At 32.3% G+C, this 15601-nt stretch carries 15 protein-coding genes; 12 read left to right on the top strand and 3 right to left on the bottom strand.

The features are described 5' to 3' along the window. The first annotated feature begins 44 nt into the window (after positions 1-44). The 8 genes from Q0X02_RS05210 to Q0X02_RS05175 all read left to right on the top strand — a co-directional run bounded on the left by Q0X02_RS05210 (position 45) and on the right by Q0X02_RS05175 (position 7844). Complete coding sequence (locus Q0X02_RS05210; protein ID WP_297812584.1) at positions 45-950, top strand: diacylglycerol kinase family protein; 906 nt, start codon at positions 45-47, stop codon at positions 948-950. Next, the gene (locus tag Q0X02_RS05205; RefSeq protein WP_297812581.1) at positions 951-1958 is read left to right on the top strand and encodes a LacI family DNA-binding transcriptional regulator; all 1008 of its coding nucleotides are present in this window, start codon (positions 951-953) and stop codon (positions 1956-1958) included. It begins immediately after the preceding gene. 73 nt (positions 1959-2031) lie between these two features. After that, a complete protein-coding gene (locus tag Q0X02_RS05200) occupies positions 2032-2292 on the top strand; it encodes an HPr family phosphocarrier protein (protein WP_002836732.1) in 261 nt (86 codons plus the stop codon). 60 nt (positions 2293-2352) lie between these two features. After that, positions 2353-4047, top strand: coding sequence for a phosphoenolpyruvate--protein phosphotransferase (gene ptsP / locus Q0X02_RS05195; RefSeq protein WP_297812577.1), 1695 nt, complete (start codon positions 2353-2355; stop codon positions 4045-4047). A gap of 57 nt (positions 4048-4104) precedes the next feature. Beyond that, positions 4105-4989, top strand: a complete 885-nt coding sequence (locus Q0X02_RS05190; RefSeq protein WP_297812574.1) for a hypothetical protein — start codon at positions 4105-4107, stop codon at positions 4987-4989. Beyond that, the gene (locus tag Q0X02_RS05185) at positions 4973-5311 is read left to right on the top strand and encodes a winged helix-turn-helix domain-containing protein (protein ID WP_297812570.1); all 339 of its coding nucleotides are present in this window, start codon (positions 4973-4975) and stop codon (positions 5309-5311) included. Before Q0X02_RS05190 ends, Q0X02_RS05185 begins: the two co-directional genes overlap by 17 nt. 126 nt (positions 5312-5437) lie before the next feature. Then, positions 5438-6370: a carbamate kinase gene (gene arcC / locus Q0X02_RS05180; RefSeq protein ID WP_297812567.1), complete on the top strand. Its 933-nt coding sequence runs from the start codon at positions 5438-5440 to the stop codon at positions 6368-6370. Positions 6371-6494: 124 nt separating this feature from the next. Continuing rightward, the gene (locus Q0X02_RS05175) at positions 6495-7844 is read left to right on the top strand and encodes a uracil-xanthine permease family protein (RefSeq protein WP_297812564.1); all 1350 of its coding nucleotides are present in this window, start codon (positions 6495-6497) and stop codon (positions 7842-7844) included. 21 nt (positions 7845-7865) lie between these two features. Here Q0X02_RS05175 and Q0X02_RS05170 read toward each other — a convergent pair whose 3' ends face one another. Next, positions 7866-8891 carry an NAD(P)/FAD-dependent oxidoreductase gene (locus tag Q0X02_RS05170; RefSeq protein WP_297812562.1) on the bottom strand — a complete coding sequence of 342 codons (1026 nt, stop codon included), beginning with the start codon at positions 8889-8891 and terminating at the stop codon, positions 7866-7868. 239 nt (positions 8892-9130) lie between these two features. On the opposite strand from Q0X02_RS05170, the gene Q0X02_RS05165 reads away from it, so the two are divergent. From Q0X02_RS05165 to Q0X02_RS05150, 4 genes are read left to right on the top strand one after another with little or no spacing between them, the layout of a single operon-like run. Continuing rightward, positions 9131-10207 carry a BMP family protein gene (locus Q0X02_RS05165; protein WP_297812559.1) on the top strand — a complete coding sequence of 359 codons (1077 nt, stop codon included), beginning with the start codon at positions 9131-9133 and terminating at the stop codon, positions 10205-10207. Between the two features lie 53 nt (positions 10208-10260). Beyond that, complete coding sequence (locus Q0X02_RS05160) at positions 10261-11793, top strand: ABC transporter ATP-binding protein (protein WP_297812556.1); 1533 nt, start codon at positions 10261-10263, stop codon at positions 11791-11793. Beyond that, positions 11783-12883 (top strand): ABC transporter permease, encoded by a 1101-nt coding sequence (locus Q0X02_RS05155; protein ID WP_297812553.1) that lies wholly within the window; start codon positions 11783-11785, stop codon positions 12881-12883. Before Q0X02_RS05160 ends, Q0X02_RS05155 begins: the two co-directional genes overlap by 11 nt. Then, entirely contained in the window at positions 12883-13818 is a 936-nt protein-coding gene (locus Q0X02_RS05150) for an ABC transporter permease (RefSeq protein WP_297812550.1), read from the top strand. Before Q0X02_RS05155 ends, Q0X02_RS05150 begins: the two co-directional genes overlap by 1 nt. Positions 13819-13881: 63 nt before the next feature. Here Q0X02_RS05150 and Q0X02_RS05145 read toward each other — a convergent pair whose 3' ends face one another. Next, on the bottom strand, positions 13882-14226 hold the full coding sequence (locus Q0X02_RS05145) for a hypothetical protein (protein WP_297812547.1): 345 nt from the start codon (positions 14224-14226) through the stop codon (positions 13882-13884). After that, entirely contained in the window at positions 14219-15493 is a 1275-nt protein-coding gene (locus tag Q0X02_RS05140) for a DUF1576 domain-containing protein (RefSeq protein WP_297812544.1), read from the bottom strand. Before Q0X02_RS05140 ends, Q0X02_RS05145 begins: the two co-directional genes overlap by 8 nt. Positions 15494-15601: the final 108 nt, after the last annotated feature.

Genomic DNA, 15601 nt, shown 5'->3' with positions numbered 1-15601 from the left:
ATCGATTGAATATTTGGTATGCTATTAGAGAAAGATGGGATATAATGAAAAAAATAAAAATTATCTCGAATCCATCTTCAGGTAGTCAAGCACACGCTAGAGATTTGTTGAAATTAATCAATTATCTGATTGAAGACAATTTCATAGTTCAATTGTTTAAGACTAAAGGAAAAGACGATGCTTATAAGGAAGCAAAATCCAGTTCGCCTGATGAATGGGATTTGATAGTTATCTCTGGTGGAGATGGGACTGTAAATGAAGTTGTAAATGGGATTTGTGATGCCGGCAGTGATATTCCAATTACGATATATTCTACTGGTACAGTAAACGATTTCGCAACCTTCTTGAAACTTCCTACAACACCATACAAATTATTTAGAATGATAAAAACGGGTAAAACCATAAAATCTGATGTTGGTAAAATAAGCAACTATGAATATCACAGATATTTTATAAATGTTTTTGCCGTAGGAAATATTGCATCTGTAAGTTATGTGACGGACAAGACACAAAAAGCTATTTTTGGAAGACTAGCCTACATCGTAGAAGGATTGAAGGAACTTCCAAATACTTTAAATCAACCGATGGAATTAGAAATTAAAACAAAAAACAGAGATTTTAAAATAAAATCACCTTTGATGATTATATCTAATTCCAATACTGTTGGTGGCTTTGAAAATATTTGTCCAAAAGCAAAAATAGATGATAAAAAATTAGACGTTTTAATCATAAAACATTCTCGTCTTAAAGAAGTAGCACAAATTTTGATAGATGCGTTCAATTCGACACACATTTACTCTGAAGATGTACTATATTTTCAAACTGACACTTTAACTATAGATTCCACTCAAACCGTTCCAGGAGATGTTGATGGGGAATATGGTGGGAATTTACCAGTAAAAGTTGAGATTAATAAAAAGCAAATAAATATTTTGGTAAGGAGTGATTAGATGTCGTCACCAACAATTAAAGACGTTGCAAAACTTGCTGGAGTTTCAATTTCAACAGTTTCTAGAGTTATGAATGATTCCAAACCAGTTAGCCCTGAGGCGAGAAGAAAGGTTTTGGATGCTATTGAAAAATTAGATTTTAAGCCAAATGAATTGGCTAGGTCTTTGGTAATGAAAAGATCCAATTTAATAGGTGTTGTAGTAAAAGATATTGGTATTCCATATATGGCACAAATTGTTCGAGGTGCTGAAGAAATTGGAAGAATGTACAAATACGATATACTTTTATCTTCTACATACGGCGATTTGGAGCAAGAAAAAAAGATTATAGACTTTATGTTTACTAAGCAAGTAGAAGGAATTATTTTAATTTCTGAAGATATAGAGCCTGAAGTTATCTTCAAATTAAAAGACCAAACTGTGCCATATATTCAGTTAGATAAATTCTGGAACATCAAAGATATTCACACTGTACAAATTGATTACAAAGAAGCGATGATTAATTTAATCAATCACATTAACGATTTGGGTCATAAGAATATTTTGTTTGTCAAGGAAAACCAAGATACTGAAATTGGACAAGAAAAATTAAATGGCTATAGACAAGCTTGTGATGATTTAAAATTAGAAAAATATGAATTATCTTCAAGTGGTATTTCAGTTAAAGATGGCTATGAAGCTGGTGAACAGATTTTTGAAATGCAAAAATCACAAGGAATTACTTGCGTAAGTTTTAGTGAGGATGCTCAAGCTATAGGATTTATAAACTACTGCTATGATAATAACAAGAAAGTTCCAGATGATATTTCTGTTTCAGGATTTGGAGATATACCAATGACAAGTATTTATAGACCTACACTAACAACTGTTCAAGAACCATACTATGATATTGGTGCGGTTTCAATGAGAACATTGGTTAAAGTTTTGAGGGAAAATAAAGTAATTAGTGAAAAAGCTATATTGGGTTCTCAAATTATGAAAAGAGAATCGGTTAAGGATATTAATTAACTAAATCTTAATTTTGTGTTTAAAAAACCAATTAATGGGATATAAATAAAGTATTCATAGGAGGATTATTATTATGGTAGAACAAAATGTTATAGTTAAGAATGAAACAGGATTGCACGCTCGTCCAGCAGCTTCTCTTGTTCAATTTGTTAAAAATTTTGATGGTAAGGTTGAACTTATCAAAGACGGAAAGACAGCAAATGCTAAATCTATTTTCAATGTAATGGCGTTAGGTATTTCACAAGATACTGAAGTTACAGTAAGATTAGATGGCGAAAACGAAGAAGAAAACTTAAAAAAATTAGTTGAATTTATTGAAAATTTAGAAGACTAATTATAATATTGATTTATAGCCGTCACTTTTTGTGGCGGTTTTACTTGTAAGAGGGGGTATATGAATTTGATTAAAGAAGGGATTATTGCAAGCGAGCAAATTGCCATTGGAAAAGTTAAATTGATGAAAAAACAGGATATAAAAATCAATACTGAGAAAATTCCTGACGAAGAAATTAATAATCATATAAAAAAATTTAAGGAAGCACTGGAAGCTTATAAAAAAGATTTGGCAAATTCACAAGTAGATAATGATACACAAAAAGAAGTTATTGAAGCTCATTTGAGTATGCTCGATGATCCTTTTTTATCTGAAACTGTAATATCTAAGATAAATGAAAAAAATTCTAGTGACAAGGCTCTTGACGATACAATTAATGAAATGGTCGATATGATGCAATCATTGGATAATGAATACATGAGAGAAAGAGCATCAGATTATAAGGATATTGGAAAGCAATTGATGTATAAAATTAAGGGAATAAAATACGAAAAATTAGATTCGCTAGAGCCCAATACGATTTTAGTTTCAAAAGAATTGACACCTTATGAAACATCGATTATTGACAAGGACAATGTCGTTGGCTTTTTGATGGATTTAGGTGGAAAGACGGCTCACACTTCCATAATTGCTCAGACCTTGGGTATTGCTTGTTTAGTTGGGATGAAAGACATAACATCTTGTATTTCAGATGGTCAGACAGTAATAATCGATTCATTTAAAGGAATTTGTATAATAGAGCCAGACGACGAAACTTTAATGGAATATCGAAATAAAAAATCAAAACTAGACGACGAAATCACCAGATTAGACAAAAATAGATTTAAAAAAGCAGTAACCGTTGATGGAAAAGCAATTGATGTTATGACTAATATCGGGAATTTTGAAGACTTAGAAAAAGGATTAGAATGCGGAGCAGATGGTGTAGGGTTGTTTCGAACTGAATTTTTGTATATGTACAACAGCCATTTTCCGACTGAGGATGAACAATTCGAATATTACAAGAAAGTCGTAGAGAAATTAGAAGACAAATCCGTAATTATCAGAACATTAGATATTGGTGGAGACAAGGAATTACCTTATTACAAATTTCCAAAAGAAGACAATCCTTTTTTGGGATGGAGAGCGTTGAGATTTTGTTTTGATATGGAAGATGTTTTTGACGCACAGATAAAGGCGATTTTGAGAGCGTCTGCTTTTGGTAAAATTAAAATAATGTTACCAATGATTATTTCAGTTGATGAAATTGAAAAAGCACTCAGAATTATTGAAAAAAATAAACAATCGCTAAAATATGAAAATATTGACTTCGATGAAAATATTGAAGTTGGTATAATGATAGAAACACCTGCAAGTGTTATGGTATGCGATGATTTAGTAGAATATGTAGATTTCTTTAGCATAGGAACAAATGATTTGACTCAGTATATACTGGCTACAGATAGAGGCAATGAAAAGATTTCAAATCTGTATAACACTTATAATCCAGCCGTTCTTAGAGCGATTAAAAGAGTAATTGATGTAAGTCATCAATACGGAAAATGGACAGGAATGTGCGGTGGATTTGCAGCTGATACAAGAGCAACAAAGTTGTTATTGGGAATGGGTTTAGATGAGTTCTCAGCACCAGCATCGGCAATTGCAAAAATAAAAGATACTATTGCAAATAATTCAATGGAAAAAGCAGGAAAATTTGCAGATGAAATTTTGAAATTGAAAAAAACTTCAGAAATCGAAAAAGCTATACTGGAATAATTTTCATTCACAGTTCTAATTTGTTGTTTTTAATGATAAAATTATTATGGTGGTAATATGGAAATTAAAAATTTGGAATTTTTTAAAGATAAAAAAATTCAAAATTACGAATTTATAAATGGAAAATATATTGTAGATACAAACAATGGAAAGTACCTCGTAGAAATCTACGAAGGAGATTTGAAATCTTTTTTAAACTTGATTCGGGAAAAAAATTTGACTCTCAATAAATTAAACGAAAAATTTGCGAAAATAGAGTCGAGTGGATTCGAAGATGGACATACTTTCGTCATAAAAAAATATGTTCACAAAAGCAATGAAATAACAAGTCCAAAAAAACAAATTGAAATCGGATGTGAAATTGGAAAAGTTCTTAGAAAACTCCACGACGATTCTACTATTGACGATTCAAATACCTGGTCTAAAATGTATAATTACAGGATAAATAATTTGATATACAATTATTCTATGACAAATTTTAGAGGAGATAAGGACTACATCGTATTTGATTATATTGATAAAAATAGATACTTGATTGACTCAAGAAAGTTGAGTAATTTGTATATCTACAATAATCTCGAAGATATTTATGTAGATGACTGCCAATATGATTTCAATTCTAATCATACGAGTTATTTGGCTGATTCCTTTTTCGAGTTTAGAAATATAAACGAGATTGATGAACAAAATCGGATTTTTTATTATTCATTGTTGAAATCATACTTTGGCGGTAAAATCCCACGTTTGTTTTATAGAATACTCGCAATATATACAATTGTTGATATTCTTGAACCGAAATTAAATGGTAACAGTGCAACTGATTTGACAGAAGAATTTGATAAAATCCTAAAAATTTATAATGATTTCGATTGTATTGTACCAGTGTGGATTCAAGAAACTGAACAAAAAATTAAGGAGTTATCAGATGAAGGTAAATTGTAAGTTTTGGTTTCAAAACGATTCGGGAAAAAAGTTTTTTGGCAAGGGGACGTATTTGCTTTTACTAGAAATTCAGAAAACTGGTTCATTAAACAAGGCATCAAAGAATTTGAAGATGAGTTACAGTAAAGCTTTTAATATAATAAAATCTAGCGAGAAAATATATGGTGAAAAATTCTTGAGCACAGAAATTGGTGGAACAAATGGAGGCGGCTCAACGCTAACAAAGGCAGGACTTCAATTAATTAAAGAATATGAAAATGCTATATCAATTTTCGAACAATCTTGCCAAAATTTAAGTGAAAAAATTACAAAAAATATATAAAATGCTTGTGTTTTTTTGAAAAACAGTGTAACATATATTTATAGAAGTGTCTTAATAATAAAATCTCAATGTTTACATTGAGATTTTGTATTTTGATACTATTTTTAGTTTTTAAAAGGAGTTAAAATGAAAAAAGTAGTTTTAGCATTAGGCGGAAACGCTCTTGGGAAATCGCCTTTAGAACAAGTTGAAGCCGTAAAAAAAACAGCAATTTCAATTGTGGATTTAGTTGAAGACGGTAACGAGGTAATCGTATGCCACGGAAATGGTCCACAAGTTGGAATGATTAATCTTGCGATGGAGACTGCACACAATTCTAACCCGGAAATTTCAGAAATGCCATTTGCAGAGTGTGTTGCAATGAGTCAAGGATACATCGGATACCATCTACAAAATGCAATTAAAAATGAATTATTAAAGAGAAATATGAAAAACGCAGTATCGACAATAATAACTCAAGTGAAAGTAGATAAAAACGATAAAGCTTTTTCCAATCCTACAAAACCTGTGGGATTATTTTATACAAAAGATGAGGCAGAGAAACTCCAAAAAGAAAGCGGCAACACTTTTAAGGAGGATTCTAATAGAGGTTACAGGAGGGTTGTACCATCACCGAGACCAATAGATATAATTGAAAAAGATGAAATAAATGCTCTTCTAAAAAATAATTTTATTGTCATAGCAGGTGGCGGTGGTGGTATTCCGGTAATTGATAATGACGGTCTGCTTGAAGGAGTTAGTGGCGTTATCGATAAAGATTTTACATCGGAAAAGTTAGCTGAGATTTCTGATTCGGATGTTTTGATTATTTTAACATCGGTTGAAAAAGTATACATCAATTTTGGAAAAGAAAATCAAGAAGGCTTGGATGAGATAAATATTGAACGTGCACGAAAGCTTATTGATGAAAAACAGTTTGCTGAGGGTTCTATGCTACCTAAAGTTGAAGCCTGTATGAATTTTATCGAATCAGGTGATGGTAAAATAGCTTTGATTACATCTCTTGAAAATGCAAAAGAAGGAATTAAAGGAACTAGTGGTACAAGATTTATAAAATAAATAATAATTTGACTTCCAAAAATTTTGAGTTTTATATCAAAACATTTTGGAAGTTTTTTATAAGGCTTTAAATAATATTTAATTTATTATAAAATTAAGAGTATAAAAATTTAAGGAGGAAATGATGGAAAAAAAATCTACATCATTATTTGATTATTATGGCAATCCTTCATTTGTGAAGTCTTTTCCTATAGCGTTGCAACATCTTCTTGCAATGATAGTTGGAAACGCATTGCCATCAATAGTTTTGGCAACTGCTCTTAAGTCAACTGAGCATCAGATTACAGATTCTCAGGCGATTTATTTAATACAAGCAGGTATGTTTATTGCGGCAATCGCAACATTGTTGCAATTATATCCGGTGTTAAAATTTGGAGCGAAATTACCAGTTATTATGGGTATTAGTTTTGCGTACATTCCAGTGTTGTTGTCTATTGGAAAACAATATGGAATCGGAGCTGTATATGCTTCACAATTGATAGGTGGTGTTGTAGCGATATTCACTGGTATGTTTTTAGGGAAAATAAGGAAATTTTTTCCTCCAATTGTTTCTGGTACAGTAGTGTTGACGATTGGGCTTAGTTTGTATTCTGTTGCTGTCAATTATATGTCAGGAGGAAAAGGCCCAATGCAGGGCGAAATAAGAAACTGGGTTGTGGCAATAATAACTTTGTGCGTTGTTTTGTTTTGCAATATGTTTATGAAAGGTTACATAAAATTAGCCGCAATTTTGGTAGGTATTATTGTAGGATATGTAATTTCGTTGTTTTTGGGAATGGTTAAATTTGACAATGTAATAAGCGCATCTTATTTTATGCTACCACAAATTTATCCGTTCAAATTTGAATTTCATATGGACGCTGTACTGACTATGTCAATTATGTATATTGTAAATTCAGTTCAAGCGGTAGGGGATTTGACTAGTACAACAATTGGTGGAATGAATCGTGAGCCTAGTGATATCGAATTATCGGGAGGCATAAAGGCAAACGGACTTGTCAGCATAATAGGAGCCTTAATCGGAGCACTTCCAACTGCAACATATTCACAAAATGTTGGAATAGTTTCTATGACAAAAGTTATTGCCAGAAAAGTTCTTTTTATTACAGCTGTAATGGTTTTTGTCTGTGGATTGATTCCAAAATTTGGAGCTTTAATGTTGTCAGTTCCACAAGCGGTAATAGGTGGGGCAACTATTTCTGTATTCGCACAAATAGCGATGAGTGGTATGAAATTAATAACATCAAGTGAAATGAGCATAAGAAACACAACTATAGTTGGTCTTGGAGTTGCACTTGGAATGGGAATTACACAAGTAAGTCCAAATGCAGTAAGATATTTTCCGCAATGGTTTAGAATGGTGTTCACAGCTTCTCCAGTAGTCGTAGCAACATTGATTGTATTTTTCTTAAATATAATTATTCCTGAAAAAACATTGGAACAAGAAGAACAAGAAAGAAAAGAAATAGATTAAAAATCCCTCCTAGGAGGGATTTTAATATTTTACGTATTTTTTGTCGATGTATTTTTTTAGCACAAATGAAATATGTGAATAAAAAGAGAAACCCTTGTAATACAACAAGGCTTTTTCATTGCCACAATACAATATTTGCATTGGATTTGTATCTGGAACGTATTTTTCGAGTTCTTCTGATTTTAATGTGTGAACTATGTTTTTTAACAAAATAGGAGATTGCCTGATAGCATACACTCCTGCTTTTGGAAGATTTGGATATTTTTCAAAGTCCACACAATCTCCAACAGCAAATATATTTTTATCTAATCTCATAAATTCATCACAAACAAGAAAGTTAGAATCAGTAGTTTTGAGATTTCCAAAATCGACATCGACACCGTAAGAACCAATGCACATTATCAATTTATCGTAATCGACATCAATTTGTTCGATTGATTTGACTTCTTTGTTTTCATAAACTTTTATGTTTTTTTTCTTCAAAAGTCTTTTAGCTTTTTCATTTGCCCTAGAATCAAATCCTTCCATATTAACTTTTCCTCTAGTTAGTATGGATATTTTTTTGTCAGGAAAAATCTCTTTCAAAACAAAAGCAAGTTCCAACCCACTTGCTCCAGCGCCCAATATCAAAATATTTTTGTCGTTTTCTTTTATATTTTCTTTTAGATTGATAATTGAATTGATTGGCTTTGAATTTATAATTTTTTTATCATTTGCAATGGTTTTTTGACTAGCGCCCAAATTTACACTCAAATAATCATAAGAAATATTGTGGTTTTCTGAAATTACTTTTCTACTTTTGCTATCAATTTTAATTATTTTATCCAAAATCAACTCTGCGCCGTATTTTTTGCAAACTTTTTCGACATCAAAACAGATTTCATCGTGTGAATATATACCTTCTAAAAAACCGGTATACATACCAGAATAATACTGGTATTTTTTGTCTGTTATAACAGTTATTTTTATATCGTCATAAATTTGACTCAAATTTTTGATGACATAAATATGACCGTGACCGCAGCCACACAATACTAAATGCTTCATTTTGTTCCTCCTATTGATATGTTTTTGATATTTATATAATACCAGAAACGAATCGTAGAATAAACTATTTTGGTTTGACAATAAAGTCTATTATTGCTAAGATTATATTGAATAGAGAGAAATCTATATCTAAATGATAAATTTTGTTTATAACTATGAATTTGTTCAAAAATCTAATAGCTTTTTGGGTAAATTAATACTGTAAGCAAATGTTATCATAATTTTTCAAGGAGGACATTATGTCAAAAATTTACAAGAGAATAATTGCTTTATTTCTTTGTTTAAGTATGGCTTTTGCCACAGCTTGTGGTGGAGCAGGAAAGGATACATCTGATAATTCTAAATCATCAGATAAATCTGACAAGAAAGAAAAAGTAAAAGTGACAATGGTTACTGACCAAGGTGGAGTTAACGATAAATCGTTCAACCAATCTGCTTTTGAAGGTTTAGATGCAGCTAAGAAAGAAGGATGGTTGGATTTCAGATATATCGAATCACACAAAGAAAATGATTATGCTCCTAATATGGAAACAGCTTTAGATGATAATAGCGATGTAATATTTACAATTGGATACGCTTTATACAAGTCAACTGATGCAGCGGCAAAAGAAAACAAAGACCAAAAATATGCGATTATCGACAATGCTAACGTAGAAAAAACACCAAACTTGGTTGGTGTATTATTTGCAGACAACGAAAACTCATTCTTAGTAGGTTATATCGCTGGTATGACAACAAAAACAAACAAAGTTGGTTTTGTAGGAGGAATGAAGAGCGATGTAATTGATAGATTTGAATTTGGTTTCAAAGCTGGAGTTAAGGAAGCTGAAAGACAAAAGAAGCAACCAATTGAATTTCAATCACAATATGCTGACAGCTACGCTGCACCAGATAAAGGTAAATCAATCGCAAATTTGATGTATCAAAAAGGCGTTGATGTTATATTCCACGCAGCAGGTGGTACAGGATACGGAGTTATTCAAGCAGCTATCGACAACAATAAATACGTAATCGGTGTTGATAGAGACCAATCATCTGAAGCACCTAAAAATATGTTGGTTTCTACAGTAAAAGGTGTTAACGTTGCAGTTCAAAAAATCTCAAAAGATTTGAAAGATGGCAAGTTCGAAGGTGGAAAAACAATAACTTATTCATTAAAAGACGGAGACGCAGTAGACATTGCTTATGCTAACAATGGTTTAGTAGCAAAGGATGTTAAAGATAAAGTTGAATCATTAAAGAAAGATATCAAAGAAGGAAAAATCAAAGTTCCACAAAACGAAAAAGAATTTAAAGAATTTGGATTTGATAAATAAAAATAGAAACAGGGATTGAACAATCCCTGTTTTTATAAATGAAAGGGAAAAAAATGAATGATGAAAAAAATATTGTTGTTGATTTAAAAGATATTTCCAAATTTTTTGGCAGCAATAAAGTACTTGATAATGTAAACTTCACTCTCCACAAGGGAGAAGTTCATGCGCTGTTGGGAGAAAATGGAGCCGGAAAGACAACTTTGATGAATATATTGTACGGTCTATATGAACCAAGCAGTGGAAGTATTACAGTAAAAGGAAAAACTTTTGATCAGATGATACCTAAAACAGCAATTAATTGTGGAATTGGTATGGTTCATCAACATTTTATATTGATAGAGCCATTTACTGTGTATCAAAATATAGTTTTAGGTAAAGAAATTACAAAATCAGTGGGTATTCTTGATAATCAAAAATCAATCGAAACGGTTAAGGAGCTTTCAGATAAATACGGGCTTATGATTGACCCAAATGCAAAGGTATCAGATATTTCTGTAGGAATGCAACAAAGAGTAGAAATATTAAAATGCTTGTATCGTGGAGCGGATATTTTGATATTCGATGAGCCAACTGCTGTTTTGACTCCACAAGAAATCAACGATTTTATAAAAATAGTAAAGAACCTCACAGAACTTGGTAAGTCAATTATAATAATCACACATAAACTTTCAGAAATAAAGGCTATGGCAGATTATTGCACTGTCATTAGAAGAGGTAAGTTCATCGACAAATTGAATGTCAAAGAAATCGACGAAAATATTTTGGCAGAAAAAATGGTTGGTCGTGATGTGAGATTTAACGTTGAAAAACAAGAACAAGAGCCAGGAGAAGTTGTGTTGGATATCAAGAATTTGGTTGTAAAAGATTCTCGAAATATCGACATAGTAAAAGATTTTAATTTGCAAGTTAGAAGAGCAGAAATTGTCGGCATCGCTGGTGTGGATGGAAATGGTCAATCTGAATTGATTGAAGCTATCACAGGACTTCGTAGGATTGAATCTGGAACTGTAAAACTAAAAGAAAAAGATATTACAAATCACTCACCACGAGAAATCATAGATTCTGGTATGAATACTATTCCAGAAGATAGACAAAAACATGGACTTATTTTGGATTATTCTATCGCAGACAATTTAATTCTTGAAAATGTAAAAAAGCCTCCGTTTAGTAAAGGCTTGAGGCTTGATTTTAATGCTATAAATGAAAACGCAAAGAAATTAATAGATAAATTTGACATAAGACCGAATGACTACAATCAAAAAACAAAAAACTTGTCCGGAGGTAATCAACAAAAAGTTATCATAGCGAGAGAAATTTCCAACAATCCGGATTTGTTGATTGCGGCACAACCGACCAGAGGACTTGACGTAGGAGCGATTGAATTTATTCACAAATATCTAGTTGAGCAGCGAAATCACAACAAAGCAGTATTGCTTGTTTCTTTTGAATTGGATGAAATTATGGATTTATCCGACAAAATTGCTGTGATTTTTGACGGAAAAATTGTAGGAATAAAATCATCACACGAAACTAACGAGATGGAACTTGGAAGGTTGATGGCAGGAGGTGTTGTTGATGAACACTAGTATTGAAAAAAAATCTATATTTTCAAAATACAACAAACTATTTTTTATTCTGTTGTCAATTTTAATAGGTCTTGTGGCAGGTGCATTTGCTTTAATGCTCGCAGGATATAACCCAATTGAAGCTTATAGATTGATGTTTGAAGGTATATTTAAAAGACCTAAAAATGTAGGGTGGACAATAGTCAATGCTATCCCGATAATTTTTACGGGACTTGGAGTTGCATTCGCATTTAGAACGGGATTGTTTAATATCGGTGCTGAAGGTCAATACATCGTTGGGACAATGGTTGCATTTATTCTCGGATACAATTTGCATTTGCCTGCAGTAATACACGTTCCTTTAGTAATTATAATTGGAATGTTAGTAGGTGCATTGTACGGAGCTTTTTCTGGATTTTTGAAGGCTAAGTTTGGAATCCATGAAGTAATTTCTACTATTATGTTGAATTGGGTTGCATTTTATTGCAACAATATGGTCGCAAATTATCCAAAATTTAAAGCTCCAAATTCAATGGGAACTTACGAAGTGCAAAAAACAGCAAGGATAACTCTTATGCAAAATGCAAAAGGTCTTCCAAAAGCAATAGACAATTTCTTCAAAGCACCTATTCATTTGGGATTGATATTGGCGATTGCTGCAGCGATAATTTTGTGGTATATTTTGAAAAAAACTAATTTGGGTTATGAGTTGAAAGCCGTTGGTTACAATCAAGACGCTGCAAAATACGGCGGCATAAATGTCAATAAGAAGTTGACATTATCTATGGCGATTAGTGGCGCTATTTGTGCGTTAGGTGGAGTGACACAAGTTTTGGGATATAGATATACCATTTCAGCGTTGTCTAGCATGGAAAATTTTGGATTTGATGGACTTGCAGTTAGTTTGTTGGCGAACAACAATCCAATAGGATGTATCTTTTCGGGATTGTTCTTCGGAGGATTGAAATACAGTGGAGCAAATGTCCAAAGAGTTTTACACGCTCCAACAGAAATGATTAATATAATAATGGGAACTATAATTTTATTTACAGCTATTCCATTGATGTTTAAAATTATAAAATCCAGATTTAAGAAAAAAGGAGGCAAATAATGAACTTAGTACTTTTAGGTTTGGTAATAGGCAATACTTTAATTAACGCTACTCCTATTTTATATGCTGGATTAGGCGGTATGATTTCAGAAAAATCTGGAGTAACAAATATTGGACTAGAAGGTATGATGACTATTGGTGCACTTATAGCAGCTACTGTCGGATACTATACACACAATCCTTGGCTAGCATTTTTGTGCGGAGGAATTAGTGGAATGGTATTCGCGTTGATTCACGCTATTGTGTCAATTACATTTGCAGGAGACCAAACAATTTCTGCGATTGCAATAAATTATTTGGGACCTGGAATCGCGCTATTTGTTTCAAGAATCTTCTTCGACGGAGCAACACAAACAAAACCAATTGATACGCAGTTCAAAATTCCAGTATTATTTAAAGGAATCGGAAGCAAATTTTTGGAAAATATAATCGCTCTTCCGGTTACAGTTTATCTTGTTTTCGTTTTAGTTTTGTTAATTTACGTATTTATGTATAAAACAAAATGGGGAATGAGATTAATCGCTGTAGGTGAACATCCAAAAGCAGCTGAGACACTAAATATCAATGTGTTTTTAGTTAGATATTTGGCAGTTTTGTTTTCAGGATTTATGGCTGGATTAGGCGGAGCTACGATGTCAATTTCACTGGTATCATCATTCTTTCCTGCCTTAGTTGCAGGTCAAGGATTTATAGCCTTGGTTACAGTTATATTTGGAAAATGGACTCCTCATGGAGTAATGCTAGCTGCGTTATTTTTTGGATTTGCACAGTCAATTGCAGTTGTATTGGGAGGAACAAATCTACCAATACCATCTGAATTGATTTCGATGATTCCTTATGTTGCCACATTGGTAATATTGATTTTGTTCGGTGGGAAGACTAAAGCACCAACGGCAGATGGTATTCCATATTTGAAAGACGACATTGCAATGTAAAATAAAAAGTGTGAATGAATTTACTTATAAAAGTAAAATCAATTCACACTTTTTTTATTATATTTATATTAAATTTCTTTCAACATAAAAACTTAAAATTTCTCCATCATAAGAAATAATACCCGAATCGACCATCGAACCGAGCAAGTTAATATCGTTGTAATCAGATTCCCATCCCAATAAGTCAGCGTAGTAATCCTCAATTTGAGGAGACCTACTCACGTTGATGAGTCTTTTCATATCATCGAGGTGTTGAGGAGTTTTATCTGGCATTCCCTCAGCTATAATGATTAGCTTATCATCTTTAAACGTAGATTCAATTTTTATATTCTTTGTATCATACATAAAAAAATAACTCAAAATTTCCGACACAATTAATTTTGCTTTTTTTTCTTCGTTATTAATCATTGTTTTTTAACCTCACTCTCATTATAAAATTATCCATCTCTCTAAAAACTGGAACTAAAATTCCAGCGACAAATCCACCTGAAAATCCGTTGTTGTAGAGATTTACTCCACCGTGAACAACACCGATGTTCAATACCATAGCCATATGCAAAAATCCTGCCAATGCGCCTCTAAAAAAACCAAATTCTCCTGCAATAGGAGCGAGCGTAGTCCCAAATAACGCGGCAAGAAGGCTTGATGTAGATAGTGGATTGACAGTATTCAAAATAGATGCAAAGAAAACACCGACGAAAACTGGAATTGTATTTTTAGGATGTTTTCCAAATGCGGCAAATCCGGTTACAGTAAAAATTCCTCCGATAATTGGACCGCTTATTTTTCCACCGACAATGATGATGTAAGTTGTGGCTATAAATCCCATTATTCCCATATTTATCATTGTTTGATACAAACCATCTAGTGAGATAAAATCAGTTGCCAGTCTACCGGAATTGTACATTATGTTTTCGTATCCGTGAAATGACAAATTATTTTTAACAAATCCAAACAAAAAAATCAGAATAAATAAGGCATACAAAAAAACAATCAATCGCAAATCATTTATAGGATATACAAGATTGACAGATTTTATGTTGATGCTGAACATTCGCAAAATCCCAACGCAAAGCATCCCGACAATTCCTGCTGTGAAACCCATATTGTATAAATTATAGCCTTGATGAAATCTCAGAAAAGCTCCTGAAAGTGGAACCATAATAATTCCTATGCTAATACCCACAAGGTAACTGATGATAATTGAATGAATAGGCGATAGCATAGAATTAAATGCGATTTCACTAATTAAAGGGCCTAATGCACTACCAAAAAGAGCTGGAAGAATAACAGAGGCCTTTGAAGTGTTCTCAATCTTAGAATAAATTAAAACGCCCAAAGTTATTGGGATTGTGTTGAACAAGTTTTTGCCAAAAAAAGCAAAGCCAGTCATTGTAAATATAGCCGCTACACCCGGTCCTGATATTACAACTTTGAATCTTTCTGATAAAATAGTGGACATCAAGCAAATAATACCCGCATTGAAAAAAGCAGCACCAATATTTGCAAGATACATATAATCAGTTATCAACGTACAGGGACTTTTTATTATCACAACAAGTCCGTTAAAAATTTCTGCGGGAGTATTAAAAACAAACGCTGTCAACATCAATAACGCTGCAAAAAAATACAACATTTTATAAATTCCCATTGAGTGAAAAACTTTCTCTTTCATAAGACCTCCATTAATTATTTAATTTATTTTATTATAAAGAAATATTTTTTTCAACAAAAACCTGCTAACAAAAGTCAAGCATAACCTGAAATTAATTTCAGGTTATTT

Source organism: uncultured Finegoldia sp., assembly GCF_947252345.1.
Classification (GTDB): domain Bacteria; phylum Bacillota; class Clostridia; order Tissierellales; family Peptoniphilaceae; genus Finegoldia.
Note: the sequence above shows the minus strand (reverse complement) of the source record. Positions and strands in the feature narration are given on the sequence as shown.